General features: G+C 71.0%; 16 protein-coding genes. 5 read left to right on the top strand and 11 right to left on the bottom strand.

All coding sequences use genetic code 11. The annotated features are described in order from the left end of the window. The first annotated feature begins 33 nt into the window (after positions 1 to 33). Both Ate02nite_RS05970 and Ate02nite_RS05975 read left to right on the top strand, forming a co-directional pair. Complete coding sequence (locus Ate02nite_RS05970; RefSeq protein WP_203800191.1) at positions 34 to 1,896, top strand: LamG-like jellyroll fold domain-containing protein; 1,863 nt, start codon at positions 34 to 36, stop codon at positions 1,894 to 1,896. An 8-nt stretch (positions 1,897 to 1,904) separates the two neighbouring features. Next, positions 1,905 to 3,509 carry a PHP domain-containing protein gene (locus tag Ate02nite_RS05975; protein WP_203800193.1) on the top strand — a complete coding sequence of 535 codons (1,605 nt, stop codon included), beginning with the start codon at positions 1,905 to 1,907 and terminating at the stop codon, positions 3,507 to 3,509. Between the two features lie 33 nt (positions 3,510 to 3,542). On the opposite strand, the gene Ate02nite_RS05980 is transcribed toward Ate02nite_RS05975, so the two are convergent. Continuing rightward, positions 3,543 to 4,457 carry an LLM class F420-dependent oxidoreductase gene (locus tag Ate02nite_RS05980; protein WP_203800194.1) on the bottom strand — a complete coding sequence of 305 codons (915 nt, stop codon included), beginning with the start codon at positions 4,455 to 4,457 and terminating at the stop codon, positions 3,543 to 3,545. A gap of 52 nt (positions 4,458 to 4,509) precedes the next feature. On the opposite strand from Ate02nite_RS05980, the gene Ate02nite_RS05985 reads away from it, so the two are divergent. Then, positions 4,510 to 5,301, top strand: coding sequence for an SAM hydrolase/SAM-dependent halogenase family protein (locus tag Ate02nite_RS05985; RefSeq protein ID WP_203800197.1), 792 nt, complete (start codon positions 4,510 to 4,512; stop codon positions 5,299 to 5,301). A 7-nt stretch (positions 5,302 to 5,308) separates the two neighbouring features. Continuing rightward, complete coding sequence (locus Ate02nite_RS05990; protein ID WP_203800199.1) at positions 5,309 to 6,097, top strand: DNA-formamidopyrimidine glycosylase family protein; 789 nt, start codon at positions 5,309 to 5,311, stop codon at positions 6,095 to 6,097. Here the strand turns inward: Ate02nite_RS05990 and pspM are convergent. The 7 genes from pspM to Ate02nite_RS06025 all read right to left on the bottom strand — a co-directional run bounded on the left by pspM (position 6,094) and on the right by Ate02nite_RS06025 (position 13,567). Next, positions 6,094 to 6,858 (bottom strand): phage shock envelope stress response protein PspM, encoded by a 765-nt coding sequence (pspM, locus tag Ate02nite_RS05995; RefSeq protein ID WP_203800202.1) that lies wholly within the window; start codon positions 6,856 to 6,858, stop codon positions 6,094 to 6,096. The genes Ate02nite_RS05990 and pspM overlap by 4 nt on opposite strands. A gap of 26 nt (positions 6,859 to 6,884) precedes the next feature. After that, a complete protein-coding gene (locus Ate02nite_RS06000; RefSeq protein ID WP_203800204.1) occupies positions 6,885 to 7,739 on the bottom strand; it encodes a PspA/IM30 family protein in 855 nt (284 codons plus the stop codon). A gap of 227 nt (positions 7,740 to 7,966) precedes the next feature. Beyond that, the gene (locus Ate02nite_RS06005) at positions 7,967 to 8,332 is read right to left on the bottom strand and encodes a helix-turn-helix domain-containing protein (RefSeq protein ID WP_203800207.1); all 366 of its coding nucleotides are present in this window, start codon (positions 8,330 to 8,332) and stop codon (positions 7,967 to 7,969) included. Between the two features lie 156 nt (positions 8,333 to 8,488). Further along, the gene (locus tag Ate02nite_RS06010) at positions 8,489 to 8,980 is read right to left on the bottom strand and encodes a CinA family protein (protein WP_203800209.1); all 492 of its coding nucleotides are present in this window, start codon (positions 8,978 to 8,980) and stop codon (positions 8,489 to 8,491) included. Between the two features lie 9 nt (positions 8,981 to 8,989). Next, positions 8,990 to 9,574 (bottom strand): CDP-diacylglycerol--glycerol-3-phosphate 3-phosphatidyltransferase, encoded by a 585-nt coding sequence (gene pgsA, locus Ate02nite_RS06015; RefSeq protein ID WP_239147156.1) that lies wholly within the window; start codon positions 9,572 to 9,574, stop codon positions 8,990 to 8,992. Further along, the gene (gene rimO / locus Ate02nite_RS06020; protein ID WP_203800221.1) at positions 9,567 to 11,030 is read right to left on the bottom strand and encodes a 30S ribosomal protein S12 methylthiotransferase RimO; all 1,464 of its coding nucleotides are present in this window, start codon (positions 11,028 to 11,030) and stop codon (positions 9,567 to 9,569) included. Before rimO ends, pgsA begins: the two co-directional genes overlap by 8 nt. 35 nt (positions 11,031 to 11,065) lie before the next feature. Continuing rightward, positions 11,066 to 13,567 carry a DNA translocase FtsK gene (locus Ate02nite_RS06025; RefSeq protein ID WP_203800223.1) on the bottom strand — a complete coding sequence of 834 codons (2,502 nt, stop codon included), beginning with the start codon at positions 13,565 to 13,567 and terminating at the stop codon, positions 11,066 to 11,068. Between the two features lie 87 nt (positions 13,568 to 13,654). On the opposite strand from Ate02nite_RS06025, the gene Ate02nite_RS06030 reads away from it, so the two are divergent. Beyond that, a complete protein-coding gene (locus Ate02nite_RS06030) occupies positions 13,655 to 14,077 on the top strand; it encodes a YbjN domain-containing protein (protein ID WP_307873273.1) in 423 nt (140 codons plus the stop codon). Here the strand turns inward: Ate02nite_RS06030 and Ate02nite_RS06035 are convergent. The 3 genes from Ate02nite_RS06035 to Ate02nite_RS06045 all read right to left on the bottom strand — a co-directional run bounded on the left by Ate02nite_RS06035 (position 13,974) and on the right by Ate02nite_RS06045 (position 17,761). Next, positions 13,974 to 14,384 (bottom strand): DUF2784 domain-containing protein, encoded by a 411-nt coding sequence (locus Ate02nite_RS06035; protein ID WP_203800224.1) that lies wholly within the window; start codon positions 14,382 to 14,384, stop codon positions 13,974 to 13,976. The two genes, Ate02nite_RS06030 and Ate02nite_RS06035, sit on opposite strands and share 104 nt — an antisense overlap. A 59-nt stretch (positions 14,385 to 14,443) precedes the next feature. Beyond that, complete coding sequence (locus tag Ate02nite_RS06040; protein WP_203800227.1) at positions 14,444 to 15,976, bottom strand: S1 family peptidase; 1,533 nt, start codon at positions 15,974 to 15,976, stop codon at positions 14,444 to 14,446. 96 nt (positions 15,977 to 16,072) lie between these two features. Continuing rightward, positions 16,073 to 17,761 (bottom strand): ribonuclease J, encoded by a 1,689-nt coding sequence (locus Ate02nite_RS06045; RefSeq protein WP_203800230.1) that lies wholly within the window; start codon positions 17,759 to 17,761, stop codon positions 16,073 to 16,075. Between the last annotated feature and the right edge of the window lie 2 nt (positions 17,762 to 17,763).

Genomic DNA, 17,763 nt, shown 5'->3' on the forward strand with positions numbered 1-17,763 from the left:
GGCCAGGTCGGATCGACTCACGACAGTGAGCCGATGCACGAGAACGACGATCCCTGCCTGGCCCACGCCATGGCCTCCTCGGCGAGCTGCGCCGACCTGCACGATCACGGTGACCTCACTCCCCGCGCCAGCCGCCGCGGCCTGCTGCGGACGGCCGGCCTGCTCGGTGCCGGTGCGCTCGCGAGCACCGCGATGGCCACGCCCGCCCAAGCCACGCCCGGATGGCGGCCCGACCAGGACAATCAGCGCTTCACGCTGGTGGTCATGCCGGACACTCAGTACCTCTTCGACGAGGACCGGGGTGACTCCCGGCCGCTCGACGCCTCGCTGCGCTGGATCCTCGAACGGGCCGGCGACGAGAACATCGCCTTCCTGTCCCACCTGGGCGACCTGACCCAGAACGGGCTCGCCGAGGAGTTCGCGGCGATCGGCAAAGCGTTCACCGTGCTGGACCGGGCCGGTGCCGGGTACAGCGTGCTGGCCGGCAACCACGACATCACGTCGAACACCACCGACCAGCGCGGCAACAGCCCGTACCTGCGGACCTTCGGGCCGGCCCGGTTCAAGCGCGCCAAGACGTACGGCGGGTCCAGCCCGGACGGTTACAACAGCTATCACCTGTTCAGTGCGGGCGGGCGGCAGTGGCTGGTGCTGGCGCTGGACTGGCGGCCGTCGACGGCCGGCCTCGCCTGGGCGCAGTCGGTGCTCGACAAGCACGCGGCGCTGCCGGTGATCGTGACGACGCACGAGCTGGCGTTCGCCGACGACAGCGGCGCGGCGCACCTGTCCGACTTCGGCCGGCAGCTGTGGGACCAGTTCATCGCCCGCAACGACCAGATCTTCCTCACCCTGAACGGGCACTTCTGGCCGCCGGGACGCACCGTGCTGAAGAACGACGCCGGGCACGACGTCCACGTGCACATCGCCAACTACCAGGACCGGTACTACGGCGGCGGGGCGATGATCCGGCTCTACCGCTTCGACCTGGCCCGGGGCTGCGTCGACGTGGAGACCATCTCGCCGTACTTCCAGGGTCTGCCGGCCGCCAGGCGCAACGAGCTCGCCGAGCTGGAGATCGAGCTGACCGGCGACGCCAACCGGTTCAGCCTGGACATCGACTTCCCGGCCCGGTTCGCCGGGTTCGCCCCGGTGAAGCCGCGCGACCCGCGCCCGGCGTCCAAGGTGCTGGTGCCGGGCACGCTCGCCTACTGGCGCTTCGACGGCACCGAGCGGGCGGCCGACCTGTCCGGCAACGGCAACGACCTGATCGCCGCCGCCCTGGCCACCGCGTCCCCGCTCGCCCTCACCGCCGAGCACCACCCCGACCAACCGGCGCACGCCAGCCTCCGATTCAGCGGCGGCCGGAACAAGGGCTCCTACCTGCGCACCGTCGACAGCGCGCCGCTCAACAGGCTGACGCTGGAGCGCGGCTACACGATCGAGGCGTTCCTGAAACTGCCCGCCGACTTCGACGCGCACGCCTGGTGCGGAGTGGTGACCCGGGGTGGCACCGGCGGCGACACCGGCAAGACCGGGGACGACCCGGACGAGCCGTCGGCGACGCTCAACCTGTCGTCCGGGGCCGAGCTGCAGTGGGCCGTGTTCCCGCGCAACCTCAACAAGATCTCCACGAACTGGAGCCACCTGCTGCCGCTGAACACCTGGTGGCACGTCGCGGTGGTCAACGACGGCACGCACACCGTCATGTACGTCGACGGGTGCCCGGTGCTGCGCAACCCGTCCACCCCGGCGGCCGGGCTGGTCACCGCGAACAAGCCGTGGTTGCTCGGCGCCTATCACTACGCCAATGTCGTCGAGCAGACCTTCTACGGCTGGCTCGGTGACGTCCGGATCGTCGGCAAGGCGCTCCGCCCCGACCAGTTCCTGAACAGCTGAGGACGACGATGCTTCCAGAATGGGCGGACCCCGCCGTACCCGCCGAGGAGTTGGACCCGCAGGGCGTCTCCCGCCGCGGCTTGCTGGTGGCCGCCGGCCTGTTCGGCGGCCTGGCCGCCACCGGCGTGGCGACGCCGGCGGCCGCCCACGGCCGCGACCACGACGACCCGGAGCTGGCCTGGCTGGTCGGTGACCACCACGTGCATACGGTCTACAGCCACGACGCCAAGTACACGTTCTCCCAGCAGGCGTTGCGCGCGGCCCAGTTCGGCCTGGACTGGATGGTGTTCACCGAGCACAGCAACTTCGGCCACGCGAACGCGGGCGGCGCGCTCGCCGAGCACGCCGAGGTGCTGACGGCGCGGGCCGAGAACCCGCGGATGCTGATCTTCCAGGGCCTGGAGTGGTACATCCCGGCCGCCGAGCACGCCACCGTGTTCACCGCGCCCGGCCCGAACGAGGCCGAGATCCTGCGGCAGTTCGAGCTCGCCTACGACGGCAAGCTGCTCGGCCGCACCGCCGACACCCCGGAGAACCAGCGGCTGGCGGTGGACGCGATCAAGTGGCTGGCCGCCCGCCGGCGGGCCGGCGACGTGCCGGACGTGCTGGTGCTCGCCAACCATCCGTCCCGGCTCGGTATCGACTCGCCCGGTGAGCTGCGGGCGTGGCGGGACGCCGACCCCAGCGTCATGATCGGCATGGAGGGCGCGCCCGGTTCCCAGGGCGCGGCGCTGCCCGGCTGGCGCGGCGCCAACTCGATTCGCGGTGAGTACGAGAACAAGCCGTCCGCCCAGTCCTGGACCGCGTTCCCGGCCGAGTCGTACGTGACGTACGGCGGCTTCGACTGGATGACCGCCACGGTCGGCGGCATGTGGGACGCGATGCTGTCCGAGGGCCGGCTGTTCTCGGTCACGTCCAACTCGGACAACCACCGGAGCGTCTACGACACCTGGCGCAACGGTGACTGGCCGGCCGGGCAGAACTTCGACAACACCGGCAAGCTGCCCGACCCGGTCAACACCGGCACCCCGCAGCCGGGCAGCGACTTCTGGCCCGGCCAGTTCAGCCGCACCCACGTGGGCGTCACCGGGTACGGCTACCCGCAGCTGATGGCCGGCCTGCGAGCCGGTCGGGTCTGGGTCGACCACGGGCAGCTGCTGGACGGCATCAACGTGCGGCTGGACGGCGTCACGCTGGGCGGCCGGGTGACGGTGCGCCGTGGCCAGCGGCTCACCCTGGAGGTCACGGTCACCACCGCGTCCCGCCCGAACTACCACGGCGAGCTGCCGAAGCTCGCGCACGTCGACGTGATCCGGGGTGCCGTGCGCGGCCCGGCCAAGGACCGCACCGACTGGCGGGCCCCGGCCACCCGGGTCGTGCAGAGCGTCGACGTGAGCCGGCGCTCCGGCACCTACACGCTGCGTATCCCGATCGACGCGATCACCGAGCCGACCTACCTGCGGCTGCGCGGCAGCGACGGCCGCCGCAACGGTCCCGGCCTGCTCGGCGCGAAGATCGACCCGCGTGGGCCGATCGCCCACGAGCCCGGCAACGGCGATCCGTGGCTGGACACCTGGTTCTACACGAACCCGATCTTCATCGACGTCAGGTAGTTTTCCGGGCGGCCGTGGCCGCCCGGAACAACCTCAGCCCAGCTGGGCGGCCAGCTCCACGTGGTCCAGATCGGACAGGTCGAGCACCTGGAGGAAGAGCCTGGTCGCGCCGGCCTCGGCGTACGCCTGGATGGCCTCCGCCGCCTCGGAGAGCGTGCCCACGACGCCGCCGTTCTCGCGCATCTCCTCGACCTCGCGGCCGATGGCCGCGGCCCGCCGCCGGACCTCGGCGTCGTCGCGTCCCACGCAGAGCACCGCGGCCGCGGAGAAGGCCGGCGGTGTCGCCCGGCCGATGGCCGCGCTGGCGGCCCGCACCCGCTCGTAGATCGGCGCGATGTCCTCGATCTTGGAGAACGGCACGTTGAACTCGTCGGCGTAGCGGGCGGCCAGCGCGGGGGTGCGCTTCTTGCCGTGCCCGCCGATGATCACCGGCGGTCGCGGCGACTGCACCGGCTTCGGCAGCGCCGGCGAATCGAGCAGCTGGTAGTGCTTGCCGTCGAAGCTGTACGACTCGCCGGACGGCGTGCCCCACAGGCCGGTGATGATCTCCAGTTGCTCCTCGAGGCGGTCGAAGCGCTCGCCGACCGCCGGGAACGGGATGCCGTAGGCGGTGTGCTCCTTCTCGAACCAGCCGCCGCCCAGACCGAACTCGATCCGCCCGCCGCTCATCTCGTCGACCTGCGCCACCGCGATGGCCAGCGGGCCGGGCAGCCGGAACGTGGCCGACGTCACCAGCGTGCCGAGCCGGATGCGGGAGGTCTGCACGGCCAGCGCACCCAGGGTGACCCAGGCGTCGGTCGGGCCGGGTTCGCCGGAGCCGCCCATCGCCAGGTAGTGGTCGGAGCGGAAGAAGCCGTCGAAACCGGCTGCCTCGGCGGTTTGCGCGACCTGAAGCAGGTCGTTGTGGGTTGCCCCCTGCTGGGGCTCGGTGAAGATCACGAAACGCATGGATCCAACCTGCCAGATCGCATTGCGTGTCGGCACAGTAACGTAGACCACCGTGGCCGGATATGGATGGATCAGCTTCACTACCGATTACGGGACGTTCGACGGTTTCGTCGCGGCGTGCCACGGAACGATCGCGCGCTTGGCGCCGGACGTGCGCGTCATCGACGTGACTCATCACGTGCCGCCGGCCGACGTGTCGCGCGGAGCCGCGGTGCTCGCCCAGACCGCGCCGTTCCTGCCGCCCTCGGTGCACCTGGCGGTGGTCGACCCGGGCGTCGGCACGTCCCGGCGTGGCCTGGTGCTCGGCACCCCCAACGGCCTGCTGGTCGGCCCGGACAACGGGTTGCTGATCTGGGCGGCCGAGGCGCTCGGCGGCATCGAGATCGCCTACGAGCTGGCCAACAAGGACTGGACGCTGGGCGACGTCTCGCGCACCTTCCACGGCCGCGACGTCTTCGCACCGGCCGCGGCCAAGCTCGCGCTCGGCGCCGCACCGAGCGAGGCCGGCCCGCGGGTCGACCCGGACACACTGGTGCGCCTGCCCGACCCGGTGGTGACCGTCGGCGACGGCTGGATCGAGTCCGAGGTCATCACCGTCGACCGGTTCGGCAACGTGCAGCTCGCCGCGGGTGGCGAGGTGCTGGCCGGGCTCGGCCCCGACCTGGAGGTCAACGGCGCGGTCCGGGCCCATCGGGGCAGCACGTTCGCCGAGGTCGGCCCGGGGGACCTGCTGGTCTACGAGGACTCGGCCGGGCACGTGGCGATCGCCGTCAACAACGGCCGGGCCGTGGTCGTGCTCTCCGTCCGGCCCGGCGACCTGATCCGGATCAGCGAGCGCCTCTAGGAGACCCATGCCTGAGGGTGACACCGTCTGGAACACCGCACGGGTGCTCGAGAAGGCCCTGACCGGCGACGTGGTGACCGGCAGCGACTTCCGGGTGCCGCAGCTGGCCACCGCCGACCTGAGTGGCTGGACGGTGGCCGAGTCGGCAAGCCGCGGCAAGCACCTGCTGCTGCGGCTCACCCGGGACGGCGAGGTGCCGCTCACCCTGCACTCGCACCTGCGGATGGACGGGGCCTGGCGGGCGTACGCGCCGGGCGAACGCTGGACCGGCCGGCCCGCCCACCTGATCCGGGTGGTGCTGCGCACCGCCCGCTCGGTGGCGGTCGGCTATCACCTGCACGAGGTGACGCTGGTACCGACCGCCGACGAGGAGACGCTGGTCGGGCATCTCGGCCCGGATCTGCTCGGCGACGACTGGGATCCGGTCGAGGCGGTCCGCCGGATCACCGCGAACCCCACTGCGACCATCGCGGAGGCGCTGCTCGACCAGCGCAACCTGGCCGGCGTCGGCAACCTCTACAAGGCCGAGACGATGTTCCTGCGTGGACTGTGGCCGTGGACGCCGGTCTCGGCGATCCCCGATCTCACCGGCACGGTGACGCTGGCCCAGAAGCTGGTCGCCTCGAACCGGGGTCGCTGGACCCAGACCACCACCGGATCGCTGCGGCGCGGCGAGACGAGCTATGTCTACGGCCGACGGGCACAGCCGTGCCGCCGGTGCGGCACCGCGATCCGCAAAGCCGACCAGGACGAGCGCGTCACCTATTGGTGTCCGCGCTGCCAGCCCCGGCCCTAAACCTGAGCGGCGGGCGGGCGTTTCAGCTCGGCCAGGCCCTCGGCGATCCCGCGCATGCGGTCGGTGGCGTCGATCAGGCTCGCCACCGCCGGGTGCCGGCCCTCGGCGATCGGGTGGCCGTCCTCGGCGACGTAACTGGCGGCCGCCGCGACCAGCATCTCGTAGGCGTCGACACCCTCGGTGAACTGATCGGCCAGGCTCGCGTGCGACTCCTCGATCGAGGACCGTCGGTCGGGCGGGGTGAGCGGAATCGCCCGCTCGACGCTCGCCACCCGCTGGCCCAGGTCGCGCAGCCACTGCTCGGCCACCGCCGCCTCCAGGAGGGCGGCCTCGCCGGGCCCGGTGAGACGGCCGGCCAGGGCGGTCAGGGTGGCCGACGCGCGGTCCAGCCGGTCCCAGGCCCGGGTGATCGCCGAACCGCGCAGGGCGTAGCGGTTCTTCTGCCGGCGCACCTCGTTGATCACAGTGCGGCCGGCCGGAAACCGCTCGATCGCGGCGGTCAGCCGCTGACCGGCCAGCGCCGGGTCGGGCGCGGGTGGTGCGGGCAGCGCCGCCAGCTGGCGGTGATCACTCCACCGCCACCAGGCCAGGGCCACCGAGGAACCGGCCGCCGCCGCCCAGATCGCGTCGACCACGCCGATCCCGGAGTAGGGAACGAGGACGACGGTGGCCGCGGTCAGGCCGCCACCCATGACGCTCCACCGCCGCGCGGAACCGCGCAGCCGCTTGAGCCGGCGGAAATACCTGGTCCGCTCGTCCACCGTCGTCCTCCCCGTCGTCTCGGGCGTCAGCCCGCAGCGCTGGTGTCGCCCCGCTTCTGATTCATGCTGGCGCGGATCTCGTCGAGCCGGGCCACGCTGGCCGGGTCGGCCGACGGAGCCTGCTCGACGGCCGGCTGGGCCGGCGCGGCACCGAGCTTCTCGCCCGCCATGCTGGCCCGGATCTGCTCGAGCCGGGACGAGCCGGCCAGGTCGAGGCTCGATTTCTGCACCTCGAGCATGCGGCCCTCGACCGAGTTCGAAGCGAGCTCGGCGCGGCCCATGGCGTTCGCGTAGCGCTGCTCGATCTTGTCGCGGACCTCGTCGAGCGACGGCGTGTTGCCGGGCGCGGCGAGCGACGACATCGACTCGAGCGACTTGGCCACGGTTTCCTGCATCTTGGCCTGCTCGAGCTGGCTGAGCAGGCGGGAACGCTCGGCGATGCGCTGCTGGAGCACCATCGCGTTGTTCTCCACCGCCTTGCGCGCCTGACCGGCCGCACCGAGCGCCTGGTCGTGGAGGGTCTTGAGGTCCTCCATCGACTGCTCGCCCGACACCAGCTGGGTGGCCAGCGTCTGCGCGGTCGACTCGTATTTCTGCGCCTCGGACTCGTTGCCATCGGTGCGCGCCTTGTCGGCCAGGACGAGCGCCTGCCGGGCCATGCCCTGTAGTTTCTCGACCTCGGACATCTGGCGGGACAGCTTCATCTCCAGCTGTCGCTGGTTGCCGATGACCGCCGCAGCCTGCTGCACGAGAGCCTGGTGCTGCCGCTGCGCATCCTCGATGGCCTGCTGGATCTGGACCTTCGGATCGGCGTATTCATCGATCTTCGCGCCGAAGAGCGCCATCATGTAACGCCAGCCCTTGACGAACGGGTTCGCCATCTCGCGGTATCCCCTCAATGTCGCTCAGTCTTCGGCGCCACCTGGATGGCGCGTGCGTTCCATCGTGTCAGCTCCGCGCCACCGGCGTCACGTGACCTCGGGGGGATCTCAGGGTCTCCCCCACGCTCCGAGGTTACGCTGCGTCCAGCCTCAGGGTCGATCCCGGAAGGGCACGAGAAAAGGGCCGGCTCGCCCCGAAGGCAAACCGGCCCTGAGTTTCAGGTGGCCTATGCGGCGTACACAACCTCGCGTGGCTTCCGAGTGGTGCGCAGCGTCGCCTTCAGCGGCGATTCCTGCCGAACGGAGACCGAGACGTCGGCCGGCTTTCCCTCGACCGGCACCAGCACGCCTTCCATCTCCTCGGCCAGCGACAGAGTGTCGCTCACCTCACCGAGAAGTTCGGACAGGCGGGCGCCGAGCGCCTCACAGATCGCGGCGAGAAGTTCGCTTGACGCTTCCTTCTGGCCGCGCTCGATCTCGGACAGGTACCCCAGGCTGACATTCGCGGCGGTGGACACCTCGCGCAGCGTGCGGTGCTGTCCCTGCCGGCGCGCCCGAAGTGCGTCGCCGATAACCCGGCGTAGCAGGACCATGGCACCTCCTCCTGCGGCGGGCCGCCGGCATGCGCCGGAGGCTTCCCGCAACCGTACCCGTTGCCGGCGACGCCGACATCCCGCCCCGCCGAATTCCGGGATCGCCCGGCGGCGGGACTTCCTTCCAACCACCGTGATCACTGGAAGATTCCCAGCTCAGACGGTGGACGACGCCGCTTGCAGTTTCTCTGAGAGCAGACTCAGGACAGCGGTCACACTTTCCGTTCGGATGACCGCGCGGTTACCTTCCAGTTTCAGTTCCCGCACCTGCGCACCGGTCGGCCCGGCGACGGCCACATAGACCAGTCCCACCGCCTTGCCGTCCTGCGGATCCGGACCGGCCACCCCGGTGGTGGACACGCCCCAGTCGGCGCCGCAGCGCTCCCGTGCGCCGGCCGCCAGCGCGAGTGCGACGTCCGGATCGACCGGGCCGCGTTCGGCCAGCAGCGTCGGCGACACCCCGGCCAGCACGGCCTTGAGCTCGGTCGCGTAGACCACGAGACCGCCCCGGAAAACGGCGCTCACCCCGGGAATCTCGACGATCGTGGCGGCCACCAGACCGCCGGTCAGCGACTCGGCGGTGGCCAGCGTTTCGCCGCGCTCGACCAGCCGGTGCACCGCATCGGCCGCAGCAAGGCTCGGCTCCACGGGCCAATCCTAGTGATCGCGGCGCAGACGCAGTGCCTGGACCACGTAGTCGCCGCCGGTGACCACGGTGACGACCAGGGCCGCGCCCATCAGCCACGGCCCGACCACGTCGGCCGGCGAGGGCACCGGCCACAGGTACCACGCGATCGCGGCGATCTGCAGCACCGTCTTCAGTTTGCCGCCGCGGCTCGCCGCGATCACGCCGTACCGGATGACCCAGAAGCGCAGCGCCGTCACGCCCCACTCGCGGGCCAGGATGAGCACCGTCACCCACCACGGCAACCGGTCGTAGGCGGACAGCAGGATCAACGCCGTGCCGGTCAGCGCCTTGTCCGCGATCGGGTCGGCGATCTTGCCGAACGAGGTGACCATCGACCACTTGCGGGCGATCCAGCCGTCCACGAAGTCGGTCGCCGAGGCCAGGCAGAAGACCAGGCAGGCAGCGATGCGCGAGCCGTTGTCGGCCAGGCCGGACGCGACCACGATGGCCACGAACACCGGGACCAGGATGATCCGCACCACGGTGAGGATGTTCGCCGGGTTGTACAGCGACACCACCCGGGGCGGGACCGCCGGGGCCGGCTCGTCAGCCACGCGATGACACCGGGGCCGCATCGATCATCTCGACCGGCTCCGCGATCAGGTCGACTCCCTCGGTCGCGGTCACCCGGGCCCGGACGAGGTCACCGGGCCGCAGCGCCGCGAGATCGCCGCCGACCAGGGTGGTGGAACCGTCCACCTCCGGCGCCTGGTGCTCGGCCCGGCCCTCGACCTCACCGGCCGCGATCGAGTCGACAAGCACCTCGACGATGCTGCCCAGCCGCTCCTCGGCCCGCTGGGCGCACAGCTCGTCGGCCAGCGAGACCACCCTGTCGTACCGCTTCTTGATGGTGTCTTCCCGGACCTTGCCGGTCAGGCCGGCCGCTTCGGTGCCGTCCTCGTCGCTGTAGTCGAAGACACCGATCGCGTCGAGCCGGGCCTCGCTGAGGAAGCGGACCAGCTCGTCGACGTCCTCCCGGGTCTCGCCGGGGAACCCGACGATGAAGTTGCTGCGGGCGCCGGCCGCGGGCGCCAGCGCGCGGGCGGAGTCGAGCAGGTCGAGGAAGCGTTCGGTGGAGCCGAAGCGCCGCATCCGGCGCAGCACCGGCTCACTGGAGTGCTGGAAGGAGAGGTCGTAGTAGGCGGCCACGCCGGGCGTATTGGCGATCACCTCGACCAGGCCGGGCCGGGTCTCGGCGGGCTGCAGGTAGCTGGCCCGCACCCGGACGATGCCGTCGACCGCGGCCAGCTGCGGCAGCAGTTTTTCCAGCAGGCGCGGGTCGCCCAGGTCCTTGCCGTAGGACGTGCTGTTCTCACTCACCAGCACCAGCTCGCGCACGCCGGTCCGGGCCAGCCACTCGGCCTCGGCCAGCAATTCCTGCGGGTCGCGGGAGACGAACGCGCCGCGGAACGCCGGGATCGCGCAGAACGAGCAGCGCCGGTCGCAGCCGCTGGCGAGCTTGAGCGAGGCCACCGGGCCGGACTCGAGCCGGTGGCGCAGCACCTTACGCAGGTGGGCCGGGGTGTGCTCGTCGACCGTGGCGTGCCCGGGGATGACCACCTTGGCCGCTTGGCGCTGCACCGGCGTGATCGGCAGCAGCTCGCGGCGGTCGCGCGGGGTGTGCGCGTCGAACCGCTCGCCGGCCAGCACCCCGTCGAGCCGCGACGCGATGTCGGCGTAGTCGTCGAAGCCGAGCACGGCCTGCGCCTCGGGCAGGCTCTCGGCGAGCTCCTTGCCGTACCGCTCGGCCATGCACCCGGCCGCCACCACCTTGGCGCCGGTGTCGGCCGCGGCCAACAGGGTCTCGATCGAGTCCTGCTTCGCCTTCTCCACGAAGCCACACGTGTTGACCAGCACCACGTCCGCACCCTCAGCATCGGTGCTGACCTGCCAGCCACCGGCATCGAGGCGGGCGGCCAGCTCCTCGGAGTCGACCTCGTTACGGGCGCAGCCGAGGGTGAGAAGGGCGACCCGACGGCCAGAAGGATTTACGGAAGGGGTTACCGACACTCCGACAAGGTTACCGGGCCTTTTCCGGCCGGGCGTCAGCTGTCCGTCCGCAGCTCGGACAGAGCACTCTCGAGCTCGTCCGGCTTGATCAGCACATCGCGAGCCTTGCTGCCCTCGGTCGGCCCGACGATGCCGCGGGACTCCATCAGGTCCATCAGCCGGCCGGCCTTGGCGAAGCCGACCCGCAGCTTGCGCTGAAGCATCGACGTCGAGCCGAACTGGCTGGTCACGACCAGCTCGATGGCCTGCATCAGCACCTCGAGGTCGTCGCCGATCTCCTCGTCGATCTGCTTCTTCTTGCTCGGCGGGGCGTCGGTGACCCCCTCCCGGAACTCCGGCTCGCGCTGCTCCTTGCAGAACTTGACGACCTCGGCGATCTCTTTCTCGTCCACCCAGGCGCCCTGGATCCGGGTCGGCTTGGAGGCGCCCATCGGCAGGAAGAGACCGTCGCCGCGGCCGAGCAGTTTCTCGGCGCCGGGCTGGTCGAGGATGACCCGCGAGTCGGCCAGCGAAGACGTAGCGAACGCCAGCCGGGACGGCACGTTGGCCTTGATCAGGCCGGTGACCACGTCGACCGAGGGGCGCTGGGTGGCCAGCACCAGGTGGATGCCGGCGGCCCGGGCCAGCTGGGTGATCCGGACGACCGAATCCTCCACGTCGCGCGGCGCCACCATCATCAGGTCGGCCAGCTCGTCGACGATCACCAGCAGGTAGGGGTAGGGCTTCATCTCCCGCTCGCTGCCCGGCGGCGCCACGATCTCGCCGCTGCGGACCTTGCGGTTGAAGTCGTCGACGTGCCGCACCCCGTTGGCGGCCAGGTCGTCGTAGCGCATGTCCATCTCGCTGACCACCCATTCGAGGGCGTCGGCGGCCTTCTTCGGGTTGGTCACGATCGGCGTGACGAGGTGCGGGATGCCCTCGTACGCCGTCATCTCCACCCGCTTCGGGTCGACCAGCAGCAAGCGCACCTCGTCGGGGGTGGCCCGGGTCAGGATGGACACCAGCAGCGAGTTGAGGCAGGAGCTCTTGCCCGCGCCGGTGGCGCCGGCGATCAGGATGTGCGGCATCTTGGCCAGGTTGGCCACCACGAAGCCGCCCTCGATGTCCTTGCCGAGCGCGACCACCATCGGGTGGTGGTTGGTGGTCGCCGCCCGCGACCGGAGCACGTCGCCGAGCGACACGTTTTCCGGGTCGGTGTTGGGGATCTCGACGCCGACCGCGCTCTTGCCCGGGATCGGGCTGAGGATGCGCACGTCCGGCGACTTCACCGAGTACGCGATGTTGCGGGAGAGCTGGGTGATCCGCTCGACCTTGACGCCCGGGCCGACCTCGACCTCGTAGCGGGTGACGGTCGGGCCGCGGGTGAACCCGGTGACCACGGCGTCGACGTTGAACTGCTCGAACACCCCGGTGAGGGCGGCCATGATCTCGTCGTTGGCGCGGCTGCGGGCCTTGGCCGGCGGACCGCTGGCGAGCAGCGTCGGCGGCGGCAGCCGGTAGTCGCCGGCCACCGCGGAGATCTCCAGCTGCTCGGCCCGGGTGGGCGGCGCCGGCGTGTGCTCGGGCGGGGTGGGCGGTTTCTTCCGGCTGGCCGGAACCTTCGGCACCGGGACGACGTCATGCAGGATGTCGTCGTCCTCGGACGGTTCCTCGGCCGCGAGACCGATGTCGGCGAGTGAGCCCTGCCGGCGGCGGGCCGGTCGCCGGGCCGGCGCGGGCTCGTCGTCCAGCTCGAGGTCGTCCTCGTCCAGCGGGGGCAGCGGGGCGCGCTCGGTCGACCGGCCGGTCATGACGTCGACCAGCAGCATCAGCCGCTCCGGGATCCGGTTGATCGGCGTCGCGGTGATCACCAGAAGACCGAAGACAAAGAGCAACACCAGCAGGGGTACGGCTACCCAGCCGGTCACCGCGCTCTCCAGCAGCCCGCCGACGCCGAGGCCGAGCAGGCCGCCCGCCCGGTCCATGTCGAGGTCGTCGCGGGGCTGCTGGGCGATGTGCAGGAGCGCCGCGGTGGCCAGGATGATCGCGCCCCAGCCGACCACGCTGCGGCCGCGGTGCTCCGGATCGGCCGGCTTGCGCATCAGTCGCACCGCGCCGTAGAGCAACAGCAGAGGCAGCAGCACCGCGAGCCCGCCGAAGAACAACCGCACCGCGTCGGCCAGCCACTTGCCGACCGGTCCGGCGCTGCCCACCCACACCGCGACCCCGATCAGGATCGCCAGGCCGAGCATCAGCAGGCCGGCGCCGTCCCGGCGGTGTTCGGGGTCGATCTCCTTGGCGGTGGCGGCCTGCTTGCCGACGCCGCGGGCCACCCAGCCGACGCTGTGCGCCACACCCATCCAGAGCGCGCCGAGACCGCGACCGACGCCGGTGGCGACGGCCGAACCCATCGAGGGCCGCGTGCGCGCAGCCGAGGCCCGGGGGCGCGCGGCGGCCTTCTTCCGAGCCGGCTGACGTGCTGGTTGCCGGGCACGCGTCGTCGCGGCGCCGCGCGACGTGGCGCGGCCCCGGCTCGCCGGAGGAGTTCGGCCCGCCATGAGCTACACCGTAGCGTCGATACACACAGCTAACGTGAAGGCGCGCGGCACCCTCTTTTCGGACCGCGGCGGCCTAGGATCGCTCCCGTGCAGGCTTTGACCCACGAAATGATCAAGTCCGTGCTGGACGACCGCAAGTTCTCGTTCATGGTCGATGCCGACGGCGATGTGGTCGGCAACTTCCAGGGCAACCTGGTCTATTTCTTCCAGATCGGTGACCGGCGCGAGATGTTGCAGGTCCGCGCGATGGTGCAACACGTCTTCGGGATGGAGGACGTGACCCGGCTCTACGAGTTCTGCAACGCGTGGAACCACGACCGCCTCTGGCCGAAGGCGTACGTGCACATCCAGGACGACGGGACGGTCAACGTGATCGGGGAGGTGGTCGCCGACTGGGAGAAAGGCGTCACCGCCGAGCAGCTCGATCAGGTGATGATCTGCGGAATCGCGACGGGCTGCCAGCTCGCCGACGCCGTCGCAGAACTACGGCAAGACCGGCCCACGAACTGACGATCACCAGGGCGACCACGAGCCGGGCGGTCGCCTCGTGCCCGACGGGGTAGAACACGCCCGCCACGTGGTTGTCGAGGAAACCGCCGACATGCGCCGGGCGGCCGGCCCGCTGCCGGGCCTGATCCTCGACCCAGGTGAGCGGGCAGGGCAGGCTGGCCGCCACCACCAGCACGAGCCACGAGGCCGCGGCGATCTGAAGCCAGATCAGCCACGGCCACCGCCACGCGACGAAGCCGCCGAGTATGCCCAGGGCCAGAAACGCGAAATGCGTGACCACTGCGGCGTACGCGACGGCTTCCCACATGACATTCACGGTACGGCGGCTGTCACCCCCGGCAGGTGGGGCGACAGCCGCCGTATCCGTTACGGGGCGCTGAACCCCAGGGTGTACGCGCCGGAGCCGGAGGTAGCCACGACCACGTACCGGTAGGTGCCGGAGCGCACGTTCACGCTCAGCGTCTTGTCGCCGTCGCCGGAGGCCTGCGCGACGTTACGGAAGCCGCGGTTGGTCAACCGCTGCAGGACCAGATCGAAGTCGGTGCCGTCGGGCGCGTCCAGGCAGGCGGTCTGCTGGCCGGCGTTGGCCCGGTAGGCGCCACCGTTCGGCTGAGCCTGCGCGGCCCCGGCCCGGATGTTGCCGGTCCGCTGCACCTGCTGGTCGTCGCACGCGGTGGCCGACTCGGTCGGCTCGGTGGCCGGCGGAGCCGACGCGTCGCCGCCGGTGTCGCCGGTGGTGACCAGGGTCAGGTCGTTGGTCGCGAGGATCTCGTTGACCGGCTGGAAGAAGGTCTCGCCGCCGACCGTGCAGTCGCCGGAGCCACCGGAGGTGACGCCCTGCGCCTGGTCGCCGGAGAGCCACGAGCCGCCCGAGTCACCGCCCTCGGCACAGACGTTGGTCCGGGTGAGGCCGGTGACCTGGCCCTCCGGGTAGACCACGGTCTGGTTCTTGGCGAGGATCGTGCCGCAGAAGGTGCCGGTGGTGGAGCCGGAACGGCACACCGCCGCGCCGACCGGGGCCTCGGTGCTGCCGGCCACCGGCAGCAGGTTGTTGTTGAAGTCGTTGACCACCGGCTGCGGCGTGAAGCCGGCGCCGACCTCGACGAAGCCCATGTCGGCGTCGCCCGGGAAGACCGAGGCAGCCACCGTGCCCTGGGCCGTGCCCTGGGCGTTGGCGAAGGTCTTGTCGCCGACCGCGCCGCAGTGGCCGGCGGTCACGAAGCCGCCCTCCACCGAGAAGCCGATCGAGCACCGGGCCGTACCGCCGTCGACGGCGATGAAGTACGCGTCGGCACCGCGGATGTCGGCGAGCGTCTTCGGCGAGGCCGTGCTGGTGGTGACCTTGACGGCGTCGCTCGCGAGACCGGCCGCCTTGGCGAGCGTCTTCGCCTCGACATCCGCACTCGGCTTCGCCACGACGATCACCTTGTTGGTCGCCACGTCCACGTACCAGCCGGTGAGGCCGGTCGCGTCGGTCAGCGCCGCGTCCAGCTTCTCCTTGGCCGTCACGAGCGTCTGCTCACTGCGCTTGACCAGCACCGGAACAGCTCCGGCCTTACGCACGGCGGCTTCCGCGTCCGAGTCGGTCACGGCGATCTTCAGCGTGGTCCCGTCGGTCGCCAGCCACGCCCCGCCGAAGTCGGCGCCGGTCTCGGCGGCAAGTCGCGCCGAAACTCCGCTCGCCCATTCCGAACGCTTCAGGCGTGCTGTCGCCTGGTCGCCGTCCAGACCGAGGTCCCGGGCCATGGCCGCAAGAATCTGCGGGGCCACATCGGACTTCGTGGAGGCGCCCTTGCCGGCAGTCGGCGTGGTGCCGGCCATGGAGGGCAGTGTGAAAGCCACTGCCGCTCCGGCCGCCGCCACGACCGCCGCCGCCACGACGATCCTGCTGCGCTGCATCTTGAGGTACTCCCCTCGCCACGGGTGCCGTGGGGGCGGCACCGTGCCCAGAGGTACGCAGGAGGATCGCCGATGGTTGAAATTGGTTCCTGTGAATCAGACTTCTACGACAGTTGGCACGATCATCGGCCGGCGCCGGTAGGCGTCGTTCACCCAGCGACCGACCGTGCGCCGCACGACCTGCTGCAGCTGGTGGGTGTCGGTGATGCCGTCCTCGGCCGAGCGGTGCAGGGCCGCGGTGAGCAGCGGAATCACCGGGCTGAACGCGTCCGGGTCCTCGCTGAATCCCTTGGCCGAGATGCTCGGTTCGCCGACCACCTTGCCGGTCACCGAGTCGATCACCACGGTGGCCGAGATGAAACCGCCGTCGCCGAGGATGCGCCGCTCGGTGAGCAGCGACTCGCTGACGTCGCCGACCGCGAGGCCGTCCACGTACACGTACCGGTTCGGGACCCGGCCCACGTGCCGCGCGTGCCCCTCGACCAGGTCGACCACGTCGCCGTCCTCGCAGAGGACCACTCGGTCGGGCGCGACGCCCGACTCGATGCCCAGCTGGGCGTGCGCACGCAGGTGCCGCCACTCGCCGTGCACCGGCATCAGGTTGCTCGGGCGCACCACGTTGAGCAGGAAGAGCAGCTCGCCGGCCGGGGCGTGCCCGGAGACGTGCACCTTGGCCGTCTCCTTGTGCACCACTGTCGCGCCGGCCCGGGACAGCCGGTTGATCACCCGGTAGACCGAGGTCTCGTTGCCCGGCACCAGCGAGCTGGCCAGCACCACGGTGTCACCCGAGGTGATGGTGATGTGCCGGTGGTCGCCGGTCGCCATCCGGCCGAGCGCGCTCATCGGCTCGCCCTGCGACCCGGTCGACATGAAGACGATCTCGTCGCCCGGCAGGTTGGTGGCCTCGTCCAGGCTGACCAGCAGGCCGTCCGGCACGTTCAGCAGGCCGAGGTCGCGGGCGATGCCCATGTTGCGCACCATCGAGCGGCCGATCAGGGCGACCTTACGGTCGTACTCCCAGGCGGCGTCGAACACCTGCTGCACCCGGTGCACGTGCGAGGCGAAGCTGGCCACGATGATGCGGCCCTGGGCCTTGCCGAAGATGCGGCTGAGCACCGGGCCGATGTCCCGCTCGGGCGCCACGAAGCCGGGCACCTCGGCGTTCGTCGAGTCGGACAGCAGCAGGTCGACGCCCTCCGAGCCGAGCCGGGCGAAGCCGGCCAGGTCGGTGATGCGGCCGTCCAGCGGCACCTGGTCCATCTTGAAGTCGCCGGTGTGCAGCACCAGGCCGGCCGGGGTGCGCACGGCGACCGCCAGCGCGTCCGGAATCGAGTGGTTGACCGCGAAGAACTCGCAGTCGAACGGCCCGAGCCGCTCGGTGCCGCCCTCCCGCACGGTCAGCGTGTAGGGGTCCAGCCGGCGCTCGGCCAGCTTGGCCTCGACCAGCGCCAGGGTGAACTCCGAACCGACCAGCGGGATGTCCGCCTTGTGGGCCAGGAGGTAGGGCACGGCACCGATGTGGTCCTCGTGGCCATGGGTGAGCACGATCGCCTGGATGTCATCGAGGCGATCGAGGATCGGGGTGAAGTCGGGCAGGATCAGGTCGACGCCCGGCTGTTCGACATCGGGGAAAAGCACCCCGCAGTCGATGATCAGCAGCTTGCCGTCGAATTCGAGCACCGTCATGTTGCGGCCGATGGCACCGAGCCCACCGAGCGGGGTGACGCGCAGGGCGCCTTCCGGCAGCGGCGGCGGCGGTTCCAGCTCCACGTGAGCTTGACTCATTT

It is taken from the genome of Paractinoplanes tereljensis, from assembly GCF_016862435.1.
In the GTDB taxonomy this organism is placed as follows: domain Bacteria; phylum Actinomycetota; class Actinomycetes; order Mycobacteriales; family Micromonosporaceae; genus Actinoplanes; species Actinoplanes tereljensis.